Source organism: Paraburkholderia megapolitana (assembly GCF_007556815.1).
Lineage (GTDB): Bacteria > Pseudomonadota > Gammaproteobacteria > Burkholderiales > Burkholderiaceae > Paraburkholderia > Paraburkholderia megapolitana.
In genome coordinates, this window is the sequence record NZ_CP041743.1 from 326,495 (window position 1) to 349,748 (window position 23,254).

At 60.9% G+C, this 23,254-nt stretch carries 13 protein-coding genes and 1 pseudogene; 9 read left to right on the forward strand and 5 right to left on the reverse strand.

Translation table 11 applies throughout. The features are described from left to right. Window positions 1-22 precede the first annotated feature (22 nt). From FNZ07_RS01350 to FNZ07_RS01360, 3 genes are all read left to right on the forward strand, one after another. Window positions 23-1,633, forward strand: coding sequence for a DUF3138 family protein (locus FNZ07_RS01350; protein WP_091007382.1), 1,611 nt, complete (start codon window positions 23-25; stop codon window positions 1,631-1,633). Between the two features lie 83 nt (window positions 1,634-1,716). After that, a complete protein-coding gene (locus FNZ07_RS01355) occupies window positions 1,717-3,009 on the forward strand; it encodes an NAD(P)/FAD-dependent oxidoreductase (protein ID WP_091007385.1) in 1,293 nt (430 codons plus the stop codon). Beyond that, window positions 3,009-4,313, forward strand: coding sequence for an NAD(P)/FAD-dependent oxidoreductase (locus FNZ07_RS01360; RefSeq protein WP_091007388.1), 1,305 nt, complete (start codon window positions 3,009-3,011; stop codon window positions 4,311-4,313). Before FNZ07_RS01355 ends, FNZ07_RS01360 begins: the two co-directional genes overlap by 1 nt. A gap of 21 nt (window positions 4,314-4,334) precedes the next feature. Here FNZ07_RS01360 and FNZ07_RS01365 read toward each other — a convergent pair whose 3' ends face one another. Next, entirely contained in the window at window positions 4,335-5,750 is a 1,416-nt protein-coding gene (locus tag FNZ07_RS01365) for an amidase (protein ID WP_091007391.1), read from the reverse strand. An 88-nt stretch (window positions 5,751-5,838) separates the two neighbouring features. Beyond that, a complete protein-coding gene (locus tag FNZ07_RS01370) occupies window positions 5,839-6,606 on the reverse strand; it encodes a hypothetical protein (RefSeq protein WP_091007394.1) in 768 nt (255 codons plus the stop codon). 238 nt (window positions 6,607-6,844) lie between these two features. Here FNZ07_RS01370 and FNZ07_RS01375 point away from each other — a divergent pair, with 238 nt between their 5' ends. From FNZ07_RS01375 to FNZ07_RS01400, 6 genes and pseudogenes are all read left to right on the forward strand, one after another. After that, on the forward strand, window positions 6,845-8,926 hold the full coding sequence (locus tag FNZ07_RS01375; protein ID WP_091007397.1) for a hypothetical protein: 2,082 nt from the start codon (window positions 6,845-6,847) through the stop codon (window positions 8,924-8,926). Continuing rightward, window positions 8,926-9,177: a hypothetical protein gene (locus FNZ07_RS01380; protein ID WP_091007401.1), complete on the forward strand. Its 252-nt coding sequence runs from the start codon at window positions 8,926-8,928 to the stop codon at window positions 9,175-9,177. Before FNZ07_RS01375 ends, FNZ07_RS01380 begins: the two co-directional genes overlap by 1 nt. Window positions 9,178-9,249: 72 nt before the next feature. After that, complete coding sequence (locus FNZ07_RS01385) at window positions 9,250-11,268, forward strand: phosphocholine-specific phospholipase C (protein WP_091007404.1); 2,019 nt, start codon at window positions 9,250-9,252, stop codon at window positions 11,266-11,268. 77 nt (window positions 11,269-11,345) lie between these two features. Continuing rightward, window positions 11,346-13,658 (forward strand): annotated as a pseudogene (locus FNZ07_RS01390) (phosphocholine-specific phospholipase C); the annotation flags it as partial. Between the two features lie 340 nt (window positions 13,659-13,998). Next, window positions 13,999-14,814: a sulfotransferase family protein gene (locus tag FNZ07_RS01395; RefSeq protein WP_091007410.1), complete on the forward strand. Its 816-nt coding sequence runs from the start codon at window positions 13,999-14,001 to the stop codon at window positions 14,812-14,814. 634 nt (window positions 14,815-15,448) lie between these two features. Continuing rightward, window positions 15,449-17,401, forward strand: a complete 1,953-nt coding sequence (locus tag FNZ07_RS01400) for a S53 family peptidase (RefSeq protein WP_091007412.1) — start codon at window positions 15,449-15,451, stop codon at window positions 17,399-17,401. Window positions 17,402-17,507: 106 nt separating this feature from the next. Here FNZ07_RS01400 and FNZ07_RS01405 read toward each other — a convergent pair whose 3' ends face one another. The 3 genes from FNZ07_RS01405 to FNZ07_RS01415 all read right to left on the reverse strand — a co-directional run bounded on the left by FNZ07_RS01405 (window position 17,508) and on the right by FNZ07_RS01415 (window position 23,229). Then, entirely contained in the window at window positions 17,508-18,380 is an 873-nt protein-coding gene (locus FNZ07_RS01405) for an FkbM family methyltransferase (RefSeq protein WP_211367847.1), read from the reverse strand. Between the two features lie 72 nt (window positions 18,381-18,452). Beyond that, on the reverse strand, window positions 18,453-18,758 hold the full coding sequence (locus tag FNZ07_RS01410; RefSeq protein ID WP_091008830.1) for an H-NS histone family protein: 306 nt from the start codon (window positions 18,756-18,758) through the stop codon (window positions 18,453-18,455). Between the two features lie 64 nt (window positions 18,759-18,822). Further along, on the reverse strand, window positions 18,823-23,229 hold the full coding sequence (locus FNZ07_RS01415) for a YadA-like family protein (protein ID WP_407670577.1): 4,407 nt from the start codon (window positions 23,227-23,229) through the stop codon (window positions 18,823-18,825). Window positions 23,230-23,254: the final 25 nt, after the last annotated feature.

The following is a 23,254-nucleotide window of genomic DNA, read 5'->3' on the forward strand; positions in this document are numbered from 1 at the left end:
ACGACTAACAAGGAGAAAATAGATGAAGAAGAAACTTATCTGTCTGCTGGTCGCGGGGGCCTTGCCAGGCGTCGCGTTCGCGGACTCGACCAGCGATCAGATCAAGGCGATGCAGGCCGAGTTGCATGCGCTGCAAAAAGAAGTCAAGGAACTGCGTGCGCAGGTCGCGGGGAAGAAGGCGGCTCCTGGCACGCCTGCGGTAGCGACGGGAGGCGGAGCCGCCGCACCCGAGGTAGCGGTCGCGCCGGTCGACGTCTCGTCGCCCGATTACGGCAAGGCTCGGGCCACGTTGACCAACGACGAAGTCGGCTCGATGAAACAGCAGATCGCGAATCAGCAGTTGAAGGTGGATTCGCTCGTCGACGCGGCCAATACCGGACCGCTTGCGGGTCTGTCGGTCACCGGCTACATCGATCCGACGTACATCTATAACCGCGCGGCAAGCAGCTCGTCGTTCCTGTTCGCGAATCACGAAAGCAGCTACAACTACTTCAACAGCACGTTCGGCGATCTGTACCTCGACATCAAGAAGACCTTCGGTGTCGGGCCAATGGCGCCGTCCGCCGAAATTACCTTGATGCCGAACCGCGGCAACGGCATCACGCTGTTGCAGAACGAGCACGGCAACATCGGCAACAACCTGCTGAACACCGCTGTCATTACCGTGCCGGTCACGGCGACGACGACCGTCGTGGCGGGTTTGATGCCGAGCTTCGGTGGCTATGAAGTGCAGCAGTCGAACCAGATGCTGACGCTCACGCACAATCTGCTGTATGACTTCTCCGACCCGGGCAGCTATATCGGCGTCGGCTTGAACTACACCGGCGACGGCAGCCCGTGGGCGTGGAAGTTCATGCTCGGCAACGAACAATACCGGACCTATGGCTCGGTGGTACAGGTCGGCACCAATTCGCTCGGCGACCCGATCACCAGCAGCAACAAGATCCCGACCTTCACTGCGCGCGTCGACTACACGTGGTCGAGTGCGCTCGATATCGGCGGTTCGTTCAATATCGGCCGCCAGACGCTGGCATCGGCGCAGGCAACCGATGCCAACGGCCAGCCGGTTCCTGGCTCGTTCGTCTACGGTGTCGGTGGGCAGTCGCGTAATGCGTTCGGCGCGTTCTTCTTCGGTGAAGCCGACGCGACCTATACGCAGGCCGACGTGCAGTACAACGCCGAACTCGATTACGGCCAGCAGCAGAACGCGGCGTACAACGGCGGCCAGGCACAGTGGTATGGCATCTCGCTGCTCGCCCACCGCAAGTTCTCGATGCCGGTGGTGGGACGCATGGGCGTGACCGCGCGCTATGACGCACTCGTCGACAGCAAGAACGGCGGCGGTGGTGGCGGTGTCGCGCTGAACGCGAACGGTATGGATACGGCGGATGGCTTCGGCATCGGCGCGGATTGCCTGGCCAGTTCGAAGGCCGGTGGTGGCCTCGGTTTCGAGTGCAAGGGTGCCATCCATCAGGACGTCGCGCTCGATCTGCTGTTCTATCCGACTCAACAGCTCACGGTGAAGGTCGAATACCGGCACGACTGGGCCAACAAGCAGGTGTTCCTGCGCAACGACGGCTCGTATGCGAAGTCCAACGATCTGCTCGGCACGCAGTTGATCTACGCGTTCTAATGGTTCGGGCCGAGGCGTGCTGTGGTGCAGGCAGCGCATGATTGCATCGCAGCGCGTTTCGGCCTCTCTGGTTTTTCTTGCCTATGACTGGTTTTTCGCAGCAACCCCATGTCGCGTCGTACTACGCGGCAACCATTAACGACACGACCCGCCATGCGCCGCTCGACAGCACGATTGCCGTCGATATCTGCGTGATCGGCGGTGGCTTGACCGGTATCTCCACCGCACTGAATCTCGCCGAGCGCGGCCATTCGGTTGCGGTACTCGAAGCATCGAAAGTAGGCTGGGCCGCGAGCGGACGTAACGGCGGGCAATTGATTGCCGGTTTCGCATGCGGTATCGACGCGTTCGCGCAGTACCTGCCCGAAGAAGACGTGCAGCGCATCTGGGCGATGGGCCAGGAGACGCTCGATATCGTTCGTATGCGCGTCGAGAAGCACCGCATCGACTGCGATCTGACCTCGGGCTACCTCACGGCCGCGAACAAGCCTCGCGACGTCGACGAATTGCGCCGCGCACGCGACGATGCCGCGACGCGCTTTGGCTACGACCGGCTGCGTTATGTCGAACGCGACGCGCTCGAGCAATACGTGCAGTCGTCGCGCTACCTCGGCGGCCTGTTCGATCCCGATAGCGGCCATCTGCATCCACTCAACTACACACTCGGTCTCGCACGCGCCGCGAGTGCTGCAGGGGCGCGCATTTTCGAAGATAGCTGTGTCACCGCGCTGCGCCGCGAAAACGGCCACCATGTTGTGCAGACGGAGCGCGGTACCGTACACGCCCAGTTCGTCGTGCTCGCCTGCAACACCTACCTCAATACGCTTGCACCGGCCGTCGCGCGCAAGATCATGCCGGTCGGCACCTACGTGGTTGCAACCGAACCGCTCGGTGAGGCGCGAGCACAGGCATTGATGCCCGCGCAGGCCGCGATCTGCGACACGCGCTTCGTACTCGACTACTTCCGCCCCTCTCCCGATGGTCGCGTGCTGTGGGGCGGCAAGGTCAGCTACTCGACGCGTGCGCCGCGCGATCTCGGCGAAGCGATGCGCCGCGACATGCTGAAGACGTTTCCGCAACTCGCCGACGTGAAGATCGATTACGCATGGGGCGGTCTCGTCGACATCACGATGAATCGTGCGCCGCACTTCGGCCGCATCGAACCTACCATCTATTTCGCCCAGGGCTTCTCGGGGCACGGTGTCAATACGACCGGGCTCGCCGGTAAGCTGATCGCGGAAGCGATCGACGGCCAGGCGTCGCGCTTCGATCTGTTCGGCAAGATTCGCCACCGCGATTTTCCGGGCGGCGCTACACTGCGCACCCCGGCTCTCGTGCTCGCGATGGCCTGGTATCGAATGAAGGATCTGCTTTGATGGCTGACAGTCTCGATCTGCGTGCGGACGCGTTGATCCGCAACTCCTGGTACGAAGCCAGCGCCCCGCGCCCCGCTACCGACGATCCGTCGTTACAAGGCGCGCATGACGCCGACGTATGCGTGATCGGTGCGGGTTATGCGGGTTTGTCGGTGGCGCTCGAATGCCGTGCGCGCGGGCTGTCGGTGATCGTGCTCGATGCGCACCGGCCCGGCTGGGGTGCGTCGGGGCGTAACGGCGGCCAGACGCTGGTCGGTTTTGCCAAGGACGAGGTGATCGAACGGCAGTTGGGGCTCGACGGTGCGCGCGCTGCCTGGGCGCTGTCGGTCGAAGGTGTGCGGCTCGTGCGCGAGCGCATCGAGCGCTATGGTATCGACTGCGATTTCACGCCCGGCTATCTGACTGTCGCGACGCGGCCCAAGCGTGTGCCGGACCTGCGTGCATGGATGGACGCTGCCACGCAGCGTTGGGGCTATACGCAGCTCAGCTGGCTCGATACCGATGCGATCCGCGCGCGCGTGGCATCGCAGCGCTATCTGGCCGGCGTCTACGATCCGCTCTCCGGGCATCTGCATCCGCTCAAATACTGTCTCGGTCTCGCCGATGCCGCGCGGCGCGAAGGTGCTCAGCTATTTGCGCATTCACCGGTGCTCGAAGTCGTGCGCGGCGCGCAACCGCGCGTGCGTACCTCGGCCGGCGAAGTGCGCTGTCGCTTTGTCGCGGCTTGCGGCAATGCGACGCTCGGCGGTGTGCTGCCGGCGGCGGTCGCGGCGCGCATCGCGCCGATCGCGTCGTATATCGTTGCCACCGAACCGCTCGGCGAAGCGCGCGCGAATGCGTTGATCGCAGGGCGTGAAGCGATCTGCGACAACAATTTCTTTCTCGATTACTTTCGCTTGTCCGCCGATCATCGGGTGCTGTTTGGCGGTCGTGCGAGTTCGACTGGCGCGTCGCCGGCGCAACTCACCGAGGCGATCCGTCAACGGATGCTCGCGGTCTTTCCGCAACTCGCCGATGTGCGTACGGCATACGCGTGGGGCGGGTTCGTCGATGTCACGCGGAACCGCGCGCCCGACTTCGGCATGATCGATCCGAATTACTTCTATGTGCAGGGGTTTTCAGGGCATGGTGTCGCGCTGACCGGTATCGCGGGATGTGTCGTTGCTCAGGCGATCGCGGGTGACAGCGCTGCGTTCGATCTGTTCGCCGCGCTCCGGCATGCGCGCTTTCCGGGTGGGCCGGCGTTGCGGGGGCCGGCGCTTGAGATTGGGATGTTGTATCACCGGGTGCGGGAGCTTTTTTAGGCTCGCGCGCCCGGAACCTGTTCAGGCCGTTTCCGGTTTCCCGACAGCCCACGTACCAATCACCTCCTCAATCGCCCGCGCCGCCGACAGCAGCGCTGCCTCCCCGCGCACCTTCCCCACGATCTGAATGCCAACGGGCAACCCGCTCGCGCTCATTCCGCATGGAATCGCGATGACCGGCATGCCGGTGAGCGTGACCGCATAACTGATTGCGAGCCAGTCGATATACGTCTCGAAGTGCTTGCCGGCCGCGTCGCGGATATCGCGAGCTTCGACTGGAAACGGCAGCACGATCGCAGCCGGACAGATCAGCACATCGTAGTGTTGCAGCAACGCATTCATCTTGTGGAACAGCTCGCCACGTGTGCGGTGTGCCGAGACCATCGCGCGGTTATCCACCTGCAAGCCGAACTCGATGTTCCAGATCACGTTCGGGTTCAACACATCGCGATGCTGGGCGAGCACATCCTCGTAGTTCGCCGCGTAGGCCACACCACGCAGTGCGTGGAACGCGTGCGTCGCCGCGCTCAGATCGATGTCGCTCTGCTCCACGCCGATGCCTGCGTTGGTCAATCGATCCATCGCCTGGCGACAGATTGCGAGAATTTCCGGCTCGGCGGTAGCAATTCCAAGTCCTTCGCTAAACGCGACGCGCGCTGGACGCTGCGGCTGGCGTGCGTGTTCGAGAAACGAGGTCGTCGGCTCGCTCAACGACAACGGTGCGGAGACTACTTCGCCACACATCGCGTCGAGCAGCAGCGCTGCATCCGTGACGTTGCGCGCCATCGGCCCGTGAATACCGAGCGTGTCGAAAGGATTGGCAGCCGGGCCGTATGCGACGCGCCCGGCCGTCGGACGCAAGCCCACTACGCCGCAAAACGAAGAAGGCGTACGCAGCGAGCCCGCGAGATCCGAACCCTGCGCGATCCAGGCCGTGCCCGATGCCAGCGCCGCAGCTGCACCGCCGGACGACCCGCCCGCCGAGCGCGACAAGTCCCACGGATTACGCGTAATACCGAACACGCTGTTATAGGTATGTCCGCCCGAGCCGAACTCAGGCGTGTTGGACTTTGCGTAGACCACGCCGCCGCGCGCTTCGAGTAGCGTCACACCGGCATCCGAGGTCTCCGGAACGCGCTCACGATAGACCCGCGAGCCACGCGTCGTGCGCACACCGGCCACATCGGTCAAGTCCTTGATCGGTACCGGTAAGCCGCACAGCAAACCGCGCTCGCTAACCGGCTTCTTGAGCAACGCATCGGCATGCGCGTGCGCGCGCTCGAAACACAGCGTGGGCAGCGCATTGACCTGCGGCTCGACGCGCGCAATCTGCGCGGCCAGCGTATCGAGCAGGTCATGCGGACTCACTGTTTCTTCGCGTAAGAGATCGACGACTTCGCACGCGCTGCGCTCAATCAGACTCAGGTCGACGGACATGGTGGCTACTGGTTTTGTGGTGGGAGCGAGCGGTAGTTTCGCACGGTGTATTGATGGGTGCAGTCAACCCGGCAAGCTTATTCGTGGTTCAGCGGCTCCGCCGCTTCGCATGCGGGAGCCTGATCAACGAAAGCACCTTCCTGCCGAATGCCGATGGCGTAACCCTCGCGCGCGTTTCAGCAGGCGGCCGTATATAGGTCCAGTAATCGTGGCCCATCAATTCGATCAACCGTCGATGGATGATCGACAGACGTTCGAGCGCGGCCGCGGCCTGGCGGGCAAGTTCGTCCGTGGCGAAGCCGTAGCCTGCCAGCTTGTCTTCATCGTCCTCCCAGTTCCACTCGAGCAGGTAAGTCATCTCGCCGCGAGACACGATGCGCACAGCCCATCCCTGATCGAGGTAGTCCCACACTTCCCGCTGCACGAGACCGCGAGACGCTGCCAGTGCCTCCAGAGCCTCCGCCGTCTCCGCGATCCAATCGATCCAGACAAAGCTCGTCAGGTCCTGTCCCGCGGCAATGAACGCCGGCTTCACCGCGAAGTGAGGAAATCCCCCCGTCTGTACCTCTCGTGCCTTTCCGTGCGCACTGGCAATGGCGATCAGTTGTTCGTAATAGCGCGCGAGATGGCTTTCGCGACCCAGCAGATCGCCGGTCGATAGATGTGTGTGCGCCGGCGACGCCAGGCCGAATTCGCGCAGCGGTTCGCTCAGACGCTCGCGCTCATCGTCGGACAAATCGCCGCCGGAGACGACGAAACGGCCGTCGTCGATGAGGAACACCGCATCGCACGAAAAATCGCGGACATGGGTTGCCGCCGCAATCCAGTCGTCGCCGTATCCATCTTCTATCGACATCGCGTCTCCCTGTGCGTTGCGCCGGTCTTCATAAGCCCCGTCATCCGGTATGTCCGCGGCTCGCTCAAGCGCCTACCGATCCTTACATCACCGACCGTGACATTGTCATGTCGCCAAAATCTGTGTTGTTTTTGTGCATTTTGTGGTGATTTGTTGCAACGAGTGTGTATGTTTTCGCTTGTCCCGGTTCTCGCGTCGGGACGATCCATCACCGGCGAACAACGTAGCGGAGCGTTTGATGTCCCGGCACTTACAAAAAGTTTTTATCTGGATAATCACGAGTTTAGGACCGCTGTCGTGCGCTGTCCTGCTCGGCGGTTGTGGTGGAGACATTGGCGCATCGGCACCGTCAGGTCAGGTCGGTCAGGCTGCGCCCGGCGGTGCATCGACGACGACACCGCCGGCAGGCGGTACTTCGACCTCGCAACCCACGGGCCAGGCACGTCAGAAAGCGCTCGTGATTGGTGTGTCGGGCGTGCAGTACAGCGCGCTGCAACAGGCGCTCGCCCAGCACCAGGCGCCTAATCTCGCGCAGATGGCCATCGTGCCGGCGCTCGCAGGTGGCATCGCGGGAACGCCCACGCAACAGGCCACGCTCGCGGCGCCCGGCTGGGCCACCGTATTGACCGGCACATGGGCCAACCGGCACGGCGTGCGCCAGGACGATGCGACGCAGACCATCGCAGCCGATACCGTCTTCAAGCTCGCGAAGCTGGCCAACGCGCAAGGCACTGCTGAAATCGCGAGCTGGAGCACGCTCGATGCGTTGCTGTCCGGCGATGCGGATGCATCGGTCGATTGCGCGGGGGTCGATAGCTGTGTCGTCAAGGCCGCGACTGCGGCGATTTTGACCGGCAACGACGATCTGATTTTCGCCAATCTGAGCGGACCGGCAGTCGCCGCGCAGAGCGCCGGTCTACAGGCTGGTTATGTGAGCGCGCTTGCCACGGCAGATCAGGAAATCGGCCAACTACAGACTGCGATCGCCGCGCGTCAGAAGCAGAACGGCGTCAACGAAAACTGGCTCGTCATCGTGACAACCGATGAAGGGCTCGACGCTACCGGCTCGGAAAGCGGCCTTCCGTTGCTGTCGAACGAGACGGCCTTCATCGCGTCGAATCAGCCTTTGACGGTAGGCTCGACCACTGCGTCGACAGGCACAATCGCTGCGAAGCCGACACTCGCGCAATTGCAGGCGGGCGCAACGCAGGCCGATATCACACCAACCGTATTGAGCTGGTTCGGTGCAGTAGCAAACCCCGCGCTCTACGCGATCGACGGCACGTCGCTCATCGGCAAGATCGGCCCTCGCCTGCTGCAGGCAACGCCGGGCAGCGATCAGGCCAGCCTGAATCTGTCGTGGGCCCTGCCGCCCGTCACACCTTCACAGCTCTTGCTGTACCGCGACGGCACATTGCTCGCAACGTTGTCGGGGAACACGCAGTCGTATGCCGACACTCAGCTCGGTAAAACGACCAGTGGCGCCTACTCGTTCAACTACACGCTGGCCGCGGACGGCGCGGCCGTCTCCACGCTCGCGCAGATCAACTACGTGCAGTCGGTAGTACTCGACCCGACGCTCGGTTCGGGCCTGATCCACTTCTTCTCGTTCGACAAGGGGCTCGCGGACGCGATCGCTCCGGGCGTGGCGCTCGCGCAATTCAACGCGACATCGACGACGACAGCCTCGTTCGTTCCCGACAGTTTCGGCTTCAACGCGTTGCAGGTTGCATCGCTAATCAGCACGCCGAACGCAGGGAACGGCATGAAGCTCACCGACGACGTCAGCAACAAACCGCAGTTCTCGTTTGGCTTCTGGTTCTACTCGAACGACGGTCAGAGCGACTCGCCGGTAATCAGCAACAAGAACTGGTGGTCGGGCGGCAACCCCGGTTTCAACATCGCAGAAGAAAGCGGCAGCCAGTTGAAATTCAATATCTCCGACGGCTCCAGCCGCTCCGATGCAGCGCTCAATTTCACGAAGAACGCGTGGGTCTACGTCGCCATGACCGTCGACACGACCGCGCAAACCGCAGTTGGCTACATCTACGACCCGACGTACGGCATGGAGTCCGCCACGCTCAGCATGAGCGGTTTCAACATGAGCAAGATTGCCGGCGTCTATTCGACCATCGGCTTTAACGAGGACGCGACGGGCAACTACTACACGCGAACCACCGACAGCGGCGGCAACCTCGGCACGATGACCTTCAACGACATCGCGATGTGGAACAAGGTGCTGACCTCGGCACAGGTTCTATCGCTCGGCGCTTCGACGCATTCGCTGTCGACGCTCGTACCCGGATCCGGAGGGAACTGATGAACGCTTTCTATTCAATGACTATCACGCGTGCGCGCTCTGCTGTTTTGCTGGGAGCGGTGCTCTGTGCGTCGGCGGTGCTGCTCAGCGCGTGCGGCGGCGATTCGAAGTCGACATCTGGAAGCACGGGTCCTGGATCGTCGGCACAGACACCGCCCGCTCAGGGTGCATCGACGCCGGCGGGCGGATCGGCCCCTTCGGGCGCGTCGACACCGGCCAATACGAAGGCCGTACTTCACTGCGCGCCGTAAGCCGTAAGCCGCGAGTCGAGAACTGGACAACCCAGAGCAATTCGCCATACCCGAACCCCACAAGGTGCTCCGATGGTTTCGAATCCAAGACGTAACTTTCTGAAGTTCGCCGCAGGCTCGCTCGGCGCGACAGCCGCGGCTTCGATGATGCCCGCCGTGATCCGTGACGCGTTGGCGACACCCGCATCGAACACGACCGGCACGCTCAACGACGTGCAGCACATCATCGTGTTCATGCAGGAGAACCGCGCGTTCGATCATTACTACGGCTCGTTGCGCGGTGTGCGTGGCTTCAACGACCGGATGGCGATCACGCTGCCGAACGGCGACCCGGTGTGGAAGCAACCGACGAGCAACGGCGGCTACATGTTGCCGTTTCATGTCGACACGTCGACCACCAGCGCGACCTGCGAAGAAGCCGCGACGATGGACTACCCCACCGACATCGCGATGTGGAACAACGGGCTGTATAACGCGTGGAATACCGCGCGCAGCCCGGTGCTCGGAATGAGCTACTACACGCGCGCTGACTTGCCGTTCTACTACTCGCTCGCCGATGCATTCACGATCTGCGATCAGTATCACTGTTCAACGCTCACGCAGACCAATCCGAACCGTCTGCATCTGTTTAGCGGCAGCAATGGGTTGTCCGTCGGTCAGCACCCGACGCTCGACAACACCGAGCCGACGCCCGGCTTCAGTTGGCCCACGGTTGCCGAAACACTCGAGGCGGCGAATATCAGCTGGAAGGTGTACCAGCAGTCGGACAACTTCGACGATAACGGCTTCGCCTGGTTCCAGAGCTTCAAGACGGCGCCGACCACGAGCCCGCTGTACCAGAAGGGCATCGCCGTCGTGAACGATCTCGCCCAGGCGCTCGCGGCAGACGTTGCCGCCGGTACGTTGCCGCAAGTGTCGTGGATCGTCGCGCCGGCCGCGCTGTCGGAGCATCCCGACTATCACCCCGCAGCCGGCGAAGATCTCACCGCGCGCCTGTTGACCGCACTCGTCTCCAACCCGGACGTGTGGTCGAAAACCGTCTTCCTGCTGAACTACGACGAACAAGGCGGTTTCTTCGATCACGATCCGCCGCCCACGCCACCCGCATCGGCCGCACAGGCGACGATGTCCACGACGGGCGAACTCTATGCCGGCAAACCGATCGGCCTCGGCTTCCGCGTGCCGATGATGATGATCTCGCCGTGGTCGAAAGGCGGGTATGTCTGTTCGCAGGTATTCGATCACACCTCGGTGATCCAGTTTATCGAGCAGCGCTTCGGCGTTCACTGTCCCAACATCAGCCCGTGGCGTCGCGCGATCTGCGGCGATCTGACCTCGGCCTTCAACTTCAAGAATCCGGATGCGGTGTGGCCCAAAGCATCGATTCCGGATACCAGCGAGTACGTCGCGCAGGCCAACCTGCAATGCAGCACGCTGCCCTACCCCACGGTGCCGACAGTCCAGTCGATGCCGAGACAGGAACCGGGCACACGTCCTTCACGTGCATTGCCGTATGAGTTCCACGCAAGCGCACGTGTCGACCCGGCAAGTTCGACGTTCTGGTTGATCGTCGCCAACGGCGGCAGCGTTGGAGCAGCATTCTCGGCATACGACCTCGCGACGCCGACCAATCCGCCGCGTCGCTATGCAGTCGATGCCGGCGCACAGCTTTCCGATAGCTGGAGCGGTACCGCACTGACCGGCACGAAGTACGGCATCGCCTTGCACGGCGCGAACGGCTTCCTGCGTGCGTTTGCCGGCGACGTGGCGGCGACTGCCGCGGTGAACGCGGCGAACCCCGAGATCCGCGTCTGCTACGACGTGGCCAATAGCGCCGTGTATCTGACGCTGATGAACAGCGGCCAGGGACCCTGCACGTTCACCGTCACATCGAACGCGTATCGCACCGATGGACCATGGACTTTCACGGTGGCCGCCGGCAGCACCGCGGGTACCGACTGGCCCGTTTCGGCAAGCCAGAACTGGTACGACTTCAGCGTCACGGTCGACGTACAGCCCACGTTCCTGCGCCGCTTCGCCGGACGCCTGGAAAGCGGCAGCGAACTGAGCAGCGATCCCGCTGCCGCGTAGCGCATCGGCGGCGCACGGCATGACGGCTGCCGGCGTGTCCTGCCGGCAGTCATGACACCTCTTACCTGACGACAGCGATGACCTCTAAAGACAGACGCAACTTCCTTCGCCTCGGTGCCGCCACGCTGGGTTCGGTTGCAGCGGGTTCGTTCTGGCCTCGACTGATCGAGAATGCTCTGGCAGTCCCGGCCAGCAATCCGACCGGAACGCCGGGTCTCGCCGACATCGAGCACGTTGTCATCTTCATGCAGGAGAACCGCTCGTTCGACCACTACTACGGCGCGATGAAAGGGGTGCGTGGCTATGGCGATCCACGCCCCACGTCGATTCCGAGCGGCAACTATGTGTGGTACCAGGCGGAAGGAACCAATCCGGGCTCGCTGTCGTTCTCGGCCCATGTCGATGTGTCGCTGTGGACGACCCCTTCGGGTTGGTATCAGACCAACCGCACCATACAGTCCAGCGAATACGTGTTGCCGTTCGCGTTGAACAAGACGGGCAATGTCGCCTTCCAGTATATGAACGACCTGAATCACAGCTGGAAGCAATCGCAGGACACGTGGAAGAACTGGGACACATGGGTACCGACGAAAAGCCGGCAATCGATGGGCTTTCTGACCGCCAACGAGTTGCCCTTTTACTACCCGCTCGCCAATGCGTTCTCGATTTTCGACGACTACCATTGTTCGGTATTTTCCGCGACGGATCCGAACCGGTTTTATCTGTGGTCGGGCACGTGTCCGCCGCCGATGAACTTTCCGGACAGCTACAACGTCGAGAGCGGTGGCTATTTCGCCGACATCGCCGACGACAACAACAGCAAGATCACGCCCGCCATGTATGGACAAAGCCCCGCCGCGCGAGCGACCGCGGTGGCGGCAGGTGTGGCGGACTGGCAAACCTATGCCGAAACATTGTCGGACAGCGGCATCACGTGGAAGCTCTATCAGGAAGACGAGAACTTCGGCGACAACTATCTCCAGTACTTCAAGAACTTCCGCATCGATAACACCGGGACGACTATCGACAAGTCGAAAGATCCCTATTTCCAGACACTTTATCAACGCGGGCGCGTTTTCGCGGCATCGACGGCTAACGTTGGAGATGCTTTAGTCGCAGAGTTTGCACGCGACGTCGCGGCGGGTATGGAGCCCGACAACCCCGCTCCAGGCACGATCAAGCCAGGTCTGCCGCGCGTTTCGTGGATCGTGGCGCCGACGAAATTCTCGGAGCATCCAAGCGCGTCACCAGGCGATGGCGAGTCGTTCACGGCGCGGCTGCTGAACATCCTCGTCAACGAGAACCCGGACGTTTTCTCGAAGACCGTGTTCATGTTGATGTACGACGAGAACGACGGTTACTTCGATCACGTCCCTCCCCCCGTTCCGCCGATCAGCGCGCACTACGGACAGATGACGCTGGCCGATGCGGGCGCCGCCGAAAACATGTCTTCAGTTCCGGTCGGCCTTGGACCGCGTGTGCCGATGCTGATCGTCTCGCCATGGACGAAGGGCGGCAAGGTCAGCTCGCAAACTTCCGATCACAGCTCCGTGCTGCGCTTTCTCGAACAATGGCTGACGGCGAAGGGCCTGGCGTCCGCGGATGCGAGCAAGTGCGCGTTGATCTCGGACTGGCGCCGCGCTGTGTGCGGCGATCTGACCGAGGCGTTCGACTTCAGTCAACCGGCCGCGACGGGCACGCTCAATACCACGACGACGTTCAAGAACGGCACCGTGAGCGCCGCCGTGCCGGTGCCGCAGACCTTTCCCGCACTGCCTGGACCGCCGACACAAACCGCATGCCGGCTCGGCTACGAGTTCTTCGTCCACGCGCAGGTGGCAAGCGGACAGTTCTCGTTGACGTTCGCCAATACCGGATCAGTCGGCGCCGCGTTCATCGCGTACTGGATGCCGATGGCGGATGCGCAAACCACGTATCACTACACGATCGAAGCCGGCAAGTCGCTCAATGCCACACCGGTGTCGATCGGCAGCGATGGTGTGTACGACTGGGCCGTGCATGGTCCGAACGGTTTTCTGCGTGAGTTCCGCGGCAACGTGAACAACGTGAGACAACTTGCGCAGGCGCCCGAGGTCGCGGTCTGTTACGACGTCGCTGGAGCCAATCTGCAGATCACACTCGATAACCGCAACAGCACCGTGGCCTGCGTCTTCCAGTTGACGGACAACGCCTATTACCAGAACAAGCCAGTCGCGATAACGGTCGCTGCAGGGGCTGAACAATCGGTGACGTGGCTCGGTTCGTCGGACACGCTCAATGGCAGCACGATCTCTTCGGGCTGGTATGACGTCAGCATTCGTGTAGCCGGCGACACTGCGTGGTTGAGGCGCGTGGCTGGAGGCGTGCAGGCGCAATCGGGTGCGCTCAGGACCGATCCTGCTAACGGCAATCCGGCATTGTTCAAACCATCGTTTGCGTTGCAGCCTGTCGCAGCCGGCACGCTCCGGGTGGACTACGTGACGCCGCCGTGGAATCACCGGCCGTTGAACTGGTTCGGTGTGTTCAAGGCAACGGATATGCCGGGTGCAGGCAACGAACTGCTGCGTACGAACGCTCCACGCGGTGTGGGTTCGGCCGTGCTGTTGACCGCAGGTCTACCCCCGGGCAGTACAACGTGTTCTATTTCTTCGACAACGTGTATACGGTGCTCGCGGGTCCGACTGCGTTCTCGGTTTAGCGTCGTCAGGTTGTCGTCTCGAAGAGAGTGTCATGGTCAAGCATCTGCATCTGATCTCAGGCTTGCCGCGTTCGGGCTCGACGCTGTTATGCGCGCTGCTGCGACAGAACCCTCGCTATACGGCGGCCATGACGAGCCCGGTGGCCATGCTGTGCGGCGCGATGCATCAAAAGATGTGCGACCCCGAGTTCGGTGCCTTCTTCGACGCCGAAAAACGCGCCCGCATGCTGCGCGGCGTGTTCGACAGCTACTACGCTGACAGTCCGTCCGACCAGGTTGTATTCGACACCAATCGCACCTGGACCGGTCGCTTGCCGTTGCTCGGCGAGCTGTATCCGCAGTCGCGTGTGATCTGCTGCGTGCGCGACGTAGCCTGGATTATCGACAGCATCGAGCAGATGCTGGCGAAAAATCCGCTGCAGCTATCGCGGATATTCCGGCTTCAACCTGGCGCCTCGGTCTATGCGCGCTCGGACGTGCTGATGAATCCCGATAACGGTCTGATCGGTCTTGCCTGGAGCAATCTGCGCGAGGCGTGGTTCGGTAACGATGCGAAGCGGCTGATCGTCGTGCCGTATGAACATCTGTCGCGCGAACCCGGTAGAACCATGCAACGCCTCTATGAAGCACTCGGCGAGCCGGACTTCACGCACGATTTCGATAACGTCGTCTACGACGAACCCGATTACGACGCCCTACTCGGCATGCCTGGCATGCACAAAGTCCGGCAGAAGGTCGCGCATCACGACCGGGCGCCTTGCATCCCGCCCGATCTGTACACGAAAGTGTCGGGCGCGAACTTCTGGCTCAAGCGGGAGATGAATCCGCGCGGTGTGGTGATTGTCTAGCTCCGGCAAAATTACCAGGGCATATCATTTCGGCACGGATTTAACAAATTCACCTGCTTTCCTGATATCCATTTCAGCGATTTCGCATTAATTACAAAATGCTTTCCATTTAATGCACATCAAACTTCAACAAATTACAAATTACATCAAAAAAAGTTTGACAGTAAGTTTCTCGCCTTATATCTTTTAATCACTCAAATTTCATCGGTCATCCGTTTATTAATCGCCGCACTTGCTGGCGAGGCTTGCACACAGAACAATGCATTAAGAATCGCCATCGGATAGACGGTATTCGGGAAAGCTTTTCGCATTGGCTTGCGCGTTGATTTGCGCATTGACCTGATTACCCATCAAGCCCGTCATTGTGCATATGCAAATCTGAATTTGATAAACGAAAATTAATCGATATAAGCATAAGTGAATTGCTTTTCACTACCCTGATAATCAGAGGATTTATCTCTTAACTCGCAATCGATATTCAACAGGAGAGAACGCCTATGTCGAGTTGAGGCGCCGGGTATTTGTCGTTGCTATTCCTGAGATTGAGTACTTCCCATGCCTTTTATGCGCGTTACGTCATCGTAGCCGTGGATCGGCACGTCGATTCTTCGTCAACCATCGTGGAGTTGAAACAATGAAGAAAGCTGTGCGTATCAATAGTGCATTTTCCGGAAATTTCGCCAAAGCGCTGCTGCCGCTCGCCATTGCCGCAACCCTCGTGCCGATGTCCGCGCACGCAGCGGATAGCTGGGTGGCGACCCGCACCGGTGCTTTCCTGTTGCCCGCGGCACATCCCGCCGGCGCGGTAGCGCAATCGGAAGCCCGCACCACATCTGCGGCCACCGGTTATGCACTCGGCGATGCAGCGAACGAACTCACCAATACTCTGGTGACGCCGCTCGAAATCAGCCAACCCCTGCACGTTACGGTCGTCCTGAAGGGCCGCAATGACAGCCAGCTCGATACGTTCCTGCGCGAGGTCAACCAGCCCGGTAGCCCGAATTACCGGCAGTATCTGACGCCGGAGCAGTTCAAGGCCCGCTACGCGCCGACTGACGCTCAGGTCCAGGCAGTCGTCGAACATCTGAAGGCAAGCGGTTTCACGAACATCTCGGTGTCCGAGAATAACAAGCTGATTTCTGCGGACGGCAACGCCAATAACGCACAGAGCGGCTTTCACACGAATCTGAAGCGCTTTAACTACCGCGGCAAACAGGTTTTCGCCAACGACTCGGCGGCACTGGTTCCGTCCTCGTTGAGTTCAAGCGTGGAGTCGGTGCTCGGCTTGCAGAACGCAGGCGTGCCGCATCGGTTGATTCGCCGTTTTGTGCCGGCTAATGCTGCGCTTGCGAGCGCAAATGCTGAGGTGAATACCGAGGCCAAAGCGGCTGCGGGCAGTCAGGTCGCGCACCAGCCGACCGACTTCGCCAAGATTTACGATGCGGCCGGTCTGCCGGCTGCGACCAACACCACGGTGGGCATCATCACCTGGGGCGATCTGACCCAGACGATCGCCGATCTGAAAACCTTCACGACGAGCGCGAAGCTGGCGACCGTCAACACCAAGGTGGTCGCAGGTGGCAAAGGCACGCTGGCTGATGACGGCGACCCGAGCGAATGGGATCTGGACAGCCAGGACATCATCGGGACATCCGGCGGCGTCAAGCAACTGATCTTCTATTCGGCGATCAACGGCGACAGCCAGGATAGCGGCCTGACCGATGCAACGTTGACGGACGCTTACAACAAGGCGGTGACCGACAATCTGGCCAAGGTTATCAACGTCTCGCTCGGGCTCGATGAAGCGTCGGCGAATTCGGACGGCTCGCTCGCCGCCGACGACGCGGTCTTCAAGCAGGCTGTTGCACAAGGTCAGATCTTCTCGGTGTCGTCGGGAGATGCGGGTGTGTATCAGTGGTCGACTTCGCCGCAGGGCGCGCCCGGCTACATCGGCACCAGCAGCGATGGCAGCACGGTGAAAACAACCATCAATCTGTCGAAGTACAGCGTGTCGTCGCCGGCCAGTTCGCCGTATGTGGTTGCAGTCGGCGGCACGACGCTGTCGACCACGAACAAGACCACGTGGGCTGGCGAAACCGTGTGGAACGAAGGCTGGGCATTTGCCGATACCGACCAGTTCGGCGACCCGGTGGACGACTCCGTGCGGATCTGGGCGACAGGCGGCGGTGTGAGCCAGTATGAAACGGCGCCGACGTGGCAAACCACCGCATTGGGCAAGACGGTCACCAAGCGCGTAGTGCCGGACGTCGCGTTCGATGCTGCTTCCGGGACGGGTGCCTTGATTGTCATCAACGGTCAGGCGGGACAACAGGTTGGCGGCACGAGCCTGGCGTCGCCGATTTTCGTCGGGGGATGGGCGCGGGTCGAATCGGCTCACCAGAACAGCCTGGGCTTGCCTACGTCGGGTTTCTATCAGACCTTCGTGAAGGACGCGTCGAACACTCATGACGTGACTTCGGGTAACAACGGTTACGGTGGCAAGGGTTATGCCGCGAAGGCTGGTTGGGATGACGACACGGGCTTCGGCAGCCTGGACTTTACGAAGCTGAGCGCGACGTACAAGTGATGACTCGGCTGCGCTGTCTGTCCTGCTGGTGTGGGGCGGGTAGTTGAAATGAACACCCCTTTTCGAAGGGGTGTTTTTACATGCGGGTCCTGCTTACAACGACGCGTTAATCCTCGCGCAGCGGATGATGCCCGGCGTCAGTAACTTCCGTGCATCCCTGTACGACGATATCCGACTCACGAGGCAGTGCGAGCATATTGAAGGAAGACAGATTGCGATAGACGTTCTCGTCCTCGCCAAGGAAATTCTTCGGATTGAATAGCGGGGATACGTGCCACCACAACCGGTATTCTTGCGCCCATAGCCATTCGATCAGTGCTTGCGATTTCTCTACGCGATCGTTTTCGAGGTACAGCGCCGGTCGGGATCGCTTCAATATCTGACATGCACCCTGCAGCGCTGCCAGTTCAAAGCCTTCGACGTCGAGCTTGATCAGGGAAACGTCCCTGTCGCCGAGCACGTCATCAAGCCGGACGCACGGAACTGCCATGAGATCGGGCGATGTTGCTTCGGACTGCATCGACACACCGCCGAAGTTGCCTGGCTGCGTGTAAGTCTGGCTCGGAAACCAGACTGTTCCGGCTTCGAGGCCACATGCGACCGGCCACGCACGCACATTGCCGATACTGTTCAATGCCAGGTTGGCGCACAGATTCTGGAAGACAAACGGCTGAGGTTCAAATGCAATCACCTCGGCGCCAGCAGCCGCAGCGAGTTTTGCCAGCGGCACCGTGTGCGATCCGATGTTCGCGCCGACTTCGACAACGACACCCGCATCTCTGACCATCTGCGACAGAAATTGAGTCTCGATCTCACCATATTCGCCGTAGCGGATCAGCGCCTGACCGATGTAAATGTCGTTGCGGTTAGCCAGCATGAACCCGTGGCGCGATCGCACGAGTGCATAGGGCGGTGCGGTGTTGATCACGAGGTTCGGTTCGCGAGCGGGGGCAATTGGACTTGTCGGCGGATTGTTCATTGGTGCGCGGACCGTGGCTGCAAATTTAATCGGTTCATCGTCGTTTTACCTGCTGCGTGGCGCGAACGCCGTTCATTCCGGTTTTTGCGCATCCGGGAGCAGGAACTGACTCCTGTCTTCCCCGCTGATCCAGAGCGGAGCGCGCCCGCGACCAGACCAGGTCGCACCCGTCGCTGGGTTCCAGTATTTCGGGGCCACGCGGGTTCCTGTACGTCGTGCGCGTCGCGGGGCATCGGTTTTGTTGTCGATGGTGATGCCGTACTCCGCCAGCAACGCCACGACACGTTCAGCAATTAACCTTGCCTCCTGTTCTCTTGCCAGATCTATTTCAAACTCGATCTTTTTCAATTCGAGCTTCAATTCAACCAGTTTTTCCATCATCCGCTCCGGCTATTTCGATACGTGCGTACATGACTCACCTAGCTCATGTACGCAGTGCCATTTACCACTGATAGGAAGCGCCTGCTCCGTACACGCTTCCTGCTGCGCCCGAACTCACGCCACCTCTCACGTTAATGTTGCCCGTGACGCGAGCAGTAAATCCGATGGCAAGCGCAGCGTAGCCCTGGTAGACACCGGTCCCGACTCCCACAGACACCGTCTTTCCTGGGTCTACTCCTGGGATCATCGCCAGCGCAGTCGCGGCGGCGACACCCGAATACGCTTTACGCGCGACGCCATTCACGTGGTCCTGCACGGCGTTCAATTGCCCCATGTTGACGGCATCGGTTCGATTGACGCCAGGCGCAACGTTCGCGACCCGTCGCTCGTTGCCTGGGGCCCCCACCGAGACGGTATTGGCTTGATCGGCAACCGAGCCACTTCCCAACGCGACAGCGTTTGGTGCTGTCACCGACGAGTTTGTGCCGATCGCGGTTCCATCGTTAGCCGATACGGACGAATTCTGACCAATCGCCGTGCTGTTAGCCCCGGTTGCCTTTGCGCTTTCACCGAGCGCCGTGCTATTGGGCGCCGAGGCAACGGAGTTCTGCCCGAGCGTGCTGCTGTTCGCTCCTGTCGAATTGCCGAGCTTCTCGTTGTTACTGGAAAGATTCTTCGACAGCGCAGCGACATCGTTACTGGTGTTGCTCAGGGCGGTCGTCAACGAGTCGAGTCCCGCCGATGTCGAGGTGGACAGGGAAGCGACTTCGCTGTTGGTGGCGTCCAGGCCCGTCGACAGCGACGCTACGTTGCTGTTGGTCGTCGACAGTTCTGTTGTTAGCGAATCGACATCGCTTTTTACGTTACTGATACCTGTGGATGCCGAGGTAGACAGCGATGCCATGTTGCTGTTCGTGCTGTCCAGGCTGGTCGACAGTGAGCTGAGGCCCGTCGACGCCGAGGTGGAAAGTGCGGCGACATTGCTGTTGGCTGTGTCCAGACCTGTCGACAGCGATGCCACGTTGTTGTTGGTCGTGTTCAAACCCGTCGACAGTGAACCGAGTCCGGTCGAGGTCGTGGTGGACAACGATGCGACATTGTTGTTGGTGGTATCCAGACCTGTCGACAGCGATGCGACGTTGTTGTTGGTTGTGTCCAGACCCGTCGACAGTGAGCTGAGGCCGGTCGACGTCGTTGTCGACAGCGAAGCCACGTTGCTGTTGGTCGTGTCCAGTCCAGTCGATAGCGAGCTGAGGCCAGTCGATGTCGTCGTCGACAGCGAAGCAACATTGCTGTTGGTCGTGTCCAGTCCGGTCGACAGCGAGCTGAGGCCAGTCGAGGTCGTCGTCGACAGCGAAGCCACATTGCTGTTGGTCGTGTCCAGACCCGTCGACAGCGAGCTGAGGCCAGTCGAGGTCGTTGTCGACAGCGAAGCCACATTGCTGTTGGTCGTGTCCAGACCCGTCGACAGCGAGCTGAGGCCGGTCGACGTCGTCGTCGACAACGAAGCGACATTGCTGTTAGTCGTGTCCAGACCCGTCGACAGCGAGCTGAGGCCGGTCGACGTCGTCGTCGACAGCGAAGCCACGTTGCTGTTGGTCGTGTCCAGTCCAGTCGACAGCGAGCTGAGGCCAGTCGAGGTCGTTGTCGACAGCGAAGCCACATTGCTGTTAGTCGTGTCCAGACCCGTCGACAGCGAGCTGAGGCCGGTCGACGTCGTCGTCGACAGCGAAGCCACATTGCTGTTAGTCGTGTCCAGACCCGTCGACAGCGAGCTGAGGCCGGTCGACGTCGTCGTCGACAGCGAAGCCACGTTGCTGTTGGTCGTGTCCAGTCCAGTCGACAGCGAGCTGAGGCCGGTCGACGTCGTCGTCGACAGCGAAGCCACATTGCTGTTGGTCGTGTCCAGTCCAGTCGACAGCGAGCTGAGACCGGTCGACGTCGTCGTCGACAACGAAGCCACATTGCTGTTGGTCGTATCCAGACCCGTCGACAGCGAGTTGAGGCCAGTCGAGGTCGTCGTCGACAACGAAGCCACATTGCTGTTGGTCGTATCCAGACCCGTCGACAGTGAACTAAGGCCAGCCGACGTCGTCGTCGACAGCGATGTGACATTGCTGTTGGTCGTGTCCAGACCCGTCGATAGTGAGCTGAGGCCAGTCGAGGTCGTCGTCGACAGCGATGCAACATTGCTGTTGGTCGTATCCAGACCCGTCGACAGCGAGCTGAGGCCGGTCGACGTCGTCGTCGACAGCGATGCGACATTGCTGTTGGTCGTGTCCAGTCCAGTCGATAGCGAGTTGAGGCCAGTCGATGTCGTCGTCGACAGCGAAGCCACGTTGCTGTTGGTCGTGTCCAGACCCGTCGACAGTGAGCCGAGCCCTGCCAACGTCGAGGTGGACAGCGAGGCGACATTGCTATTGGTCTCCGACAGGCCGGTCGACAGCGAGTTGACACCGCTTTGCGCGGTGCTGATACCGGTGGAAGTCGAGGTAGATAGCGACGTCAATTGCTGATAGTTAACCGCATCAGTTGCATTGACACCATCGGCCACATTGGTCAGGACCACGGGTGCCGTGGAACTGGTGCCACCCAACGTAACCTTGGTATGGTCCGCGTCGTCATACTGGACGGAGTTGGCTACACCCGTCGACAGCGATGCGACATTGCTGTTGGTGGTGTCCAGGCTGGTCGATAGTGAGCTAAGCCCTGCTGTCGAGTTGGCAACGCCCGTCGACAGCGAGGCAAGATTGCTATTGGTCTCCGACAGGCCAGTCGACAGTGAGTTGACACCGCTTTGCGCGGTACTGATACCGGTGGAGGCCGAGGTCGACAGCGACGCGACGTTACTGTTGGTCGTGTCCAGACCCGTCGACAGTGAGTTGAGGCCAGTCGAGGTCGTCGTCGACAACGAAGCCACATTGCTGTTGGTCGTATCCAGCCCCGTCGACAGTGAGCTAAGGCCGGTCGAGGTCGTCGTCGACAACGAAGCCACATTGCTGTTGGTCGTATCCAGCCCCGTCGACAGTGAGCTAAGGCCGGTCGAGGTCGTCGTCGACAACGAAGCCACATTGCTGTTGGTCGTATCCAGCCCCGTCGACAGTGAGCTGAGGCCGGTCGAGGTCGTCGTCGACAACGAAGCAACATTGCTGTTGGTCGTGTCCAGACCCGTCGACAGTGAGCTGAGGCCAGTCGATGTCGTCGTCGACAACGACGCCACATTGCTGTTGGTCGTGTCCAGACCGGTCGACAGTGAGCTGAGGCCGGTCGAGGTCGTCGTCGACAACGAAGCAACATTGCTATTGGTCGTGTCGAGTCCGGTCGACAGTGAGCTGAGGCCAGTCGACGTCGTCGTCGACAACGAAGCAACATTGCTGTTAGTCGTGTCCAGACCCGTCGACAGTGAATTGACACCGCTTTGGGCGGTGCTAATACCGGTGGAGGCGGAGGTCGACAGCGAGCTAAGGCCAGTCGACAGTGAGTTGACACCGCTTTGCGCGGTGCTGATGCCTGTAGAAGTTGACGTAGACAGCGAAGCCACGTTGCTGTTGGTGGTGTCCAGTCCAGTCGACAGCAAGTTGACCGCCGTACTGGTCGCAAACAGCTGCGAGCCATTGACCGCATCGGTGCTACCTGTCGTGATCCGGCCCGCGGCCACGTTTGTGATCTGGCGTTCGGTGCCCGTGGCGCCGACCGATACCACGCCCGTCGGCGCACCTCCGGCGAAGTCGTAGTTCTGCCCTCCAACCACTCCGCTCGCAGTGGCAATGGCCGCCGCAGTGAGCGAGTTGCTACCGAGCGCTACGGAGTTGAGCGTCGAGGCAGACGCGTTGGCGCCCAACGCCAGCGAAGATCCCTCTCCCGCCCACGCCCCAGATCCGAGGGCAGTAGACTGAGTTCCGAGCGCTCTCGCCAAAGATCCAAGGGCAGTCGACTGGCTTTCGGACGCTGTCGCCAAGACTCCGAGGGCAGTCGAGTTGGAACCGAGCGCTTTCGCCGAAGCTCCGAGGGCAGTTGAGCTGGTTCCCAGCGCGCTCGCCCCGGATCCGATGGCAGTCGTGAATTCTTGCGACGCTGTCGCACCGGTTCCAAGGGCAGTCGTATTATTGGCGAGCGCTCTCGCACCGTTTCCGAGGGCAGTTGCCTGAGTTCCGGACGCTGTCGCACCGACTCCTATGGCAGTCGAGTTTACTCCAGACGCTGTTGTCGACGAGACATTCGTCGAGGTTGACGGCTCGCATCCAATGGCAATCGCACCAGTCGCAGCATCCGGAGCAAACCCGTTCCCCGCCTTGTATTGAGCCTCCGCAGTACCCGCATACCCCCCAAAAATCAACACCGCAGCCGTCACGGCCTGAACAATCGCAGACTTATTCGGCTTGCCTCTCGCCGAAGCAATTTCCGACACGGCAGTCCAGGCGCCAAGCGATTCATTCCATACGCTTCGATATGCTCGATTCATTTCCACTCCTAGATGGTGAATATCCTTTCGG

What these genes read in the sequence shown, in the direction of transcription:
- FNZ07_RS01370 (WP_091007394.1), bottom strand. Translation starts at nt 6,606, where the DNA reads ATGTCGATAGAAGATGGATACGGCGACGACTGGATTGCGGCGGCAACC.
- FNZ07_RS01365 (WP_091007391.1), bottom strand. Translation starts at nt 5,750, where the DNA reads ATGTCCGTCGACCTGAGTCTGATTGAGCGCAGCGCGTGCGAAGTCGTC.
- FNZ07_RS01350 (WP_091007382.1), top strand. Translation starts at nt 23, where the DNA reads ATGAAGAAGAAACTTATCTGTCTGCTGGTCGCGGGGGCCTTGCCAGGC.
- FNZ07_RS01410 (WP_091008830.1), bottom strand. Translation starts at nt 18,758, where the DNA reads ATGGAAAAACTGGTTGAATTGAAGCTCGAATTGAAAAAGATCGAGTTT.
- FNZ07_RS01385 (WP_091007404.1), top strand. Translation starts at nt 9,250, where the DNA reads ATGGTTTCGAATCCAAGACGTAACTTTCTGAAGTTCGCCGCAGGCTCG.
- FNZ07_RS01400 (WP_091007412.1), top strand. Translation starts at nt 15,449, where the DNA reads ATGAAGAAAGCTGTGCGTATCAATAGTGCATTTTCCGGAAATTTCGCC.
- FNZ07_RS01380 (WP_091007401.1), top strand. Translation starts at nt 8,926, where the DNA reads ATGAACGCTTTCTATTCAATGACTATCACGCGTGCGCGCTCTGCTGTT.
- FNZ07_RS01405 (WP_211367847.1), bottom strand. Translation starts at nt 18,380, where the DNA reads ATGAACAATCCGCCGACAAGTCCAATTGCCCCCGCTCGCGAACCGAAC.
- FNZ07_RS01355 (WP_091007385.1), top strand. Translation starts at nt 1,717, where the DNA reads ATGACTGGTTTTTCGCAGCAACCCCATGTCGCGTCGTACTACGCGGCA.
- FNZ07_RS01375 (WP_091007397.1), top strand. Translation starts at nt 6,845, where the DNA reads ATGTCCCGGCACTTACAAAAAGTTTTTATCTGGATAATCACGAGTTTA.
- FNZ07_RS01360 (WP_091007388.1), top strand. Translation starts at nt 3,009, where the DNA reads ATGGCTGACAGTCTCGATCTGCGTGCGGACGCGTTGATCCGCAACTCC.
- FNZ07_RS01395 (WP_091007410.1), top strand. Translation starts at nt 13,999, where the DNA reads ATGGTCAAGCATCTGCATCTGATCTCAGGCTTGCCGCGTTCGGGCTCG.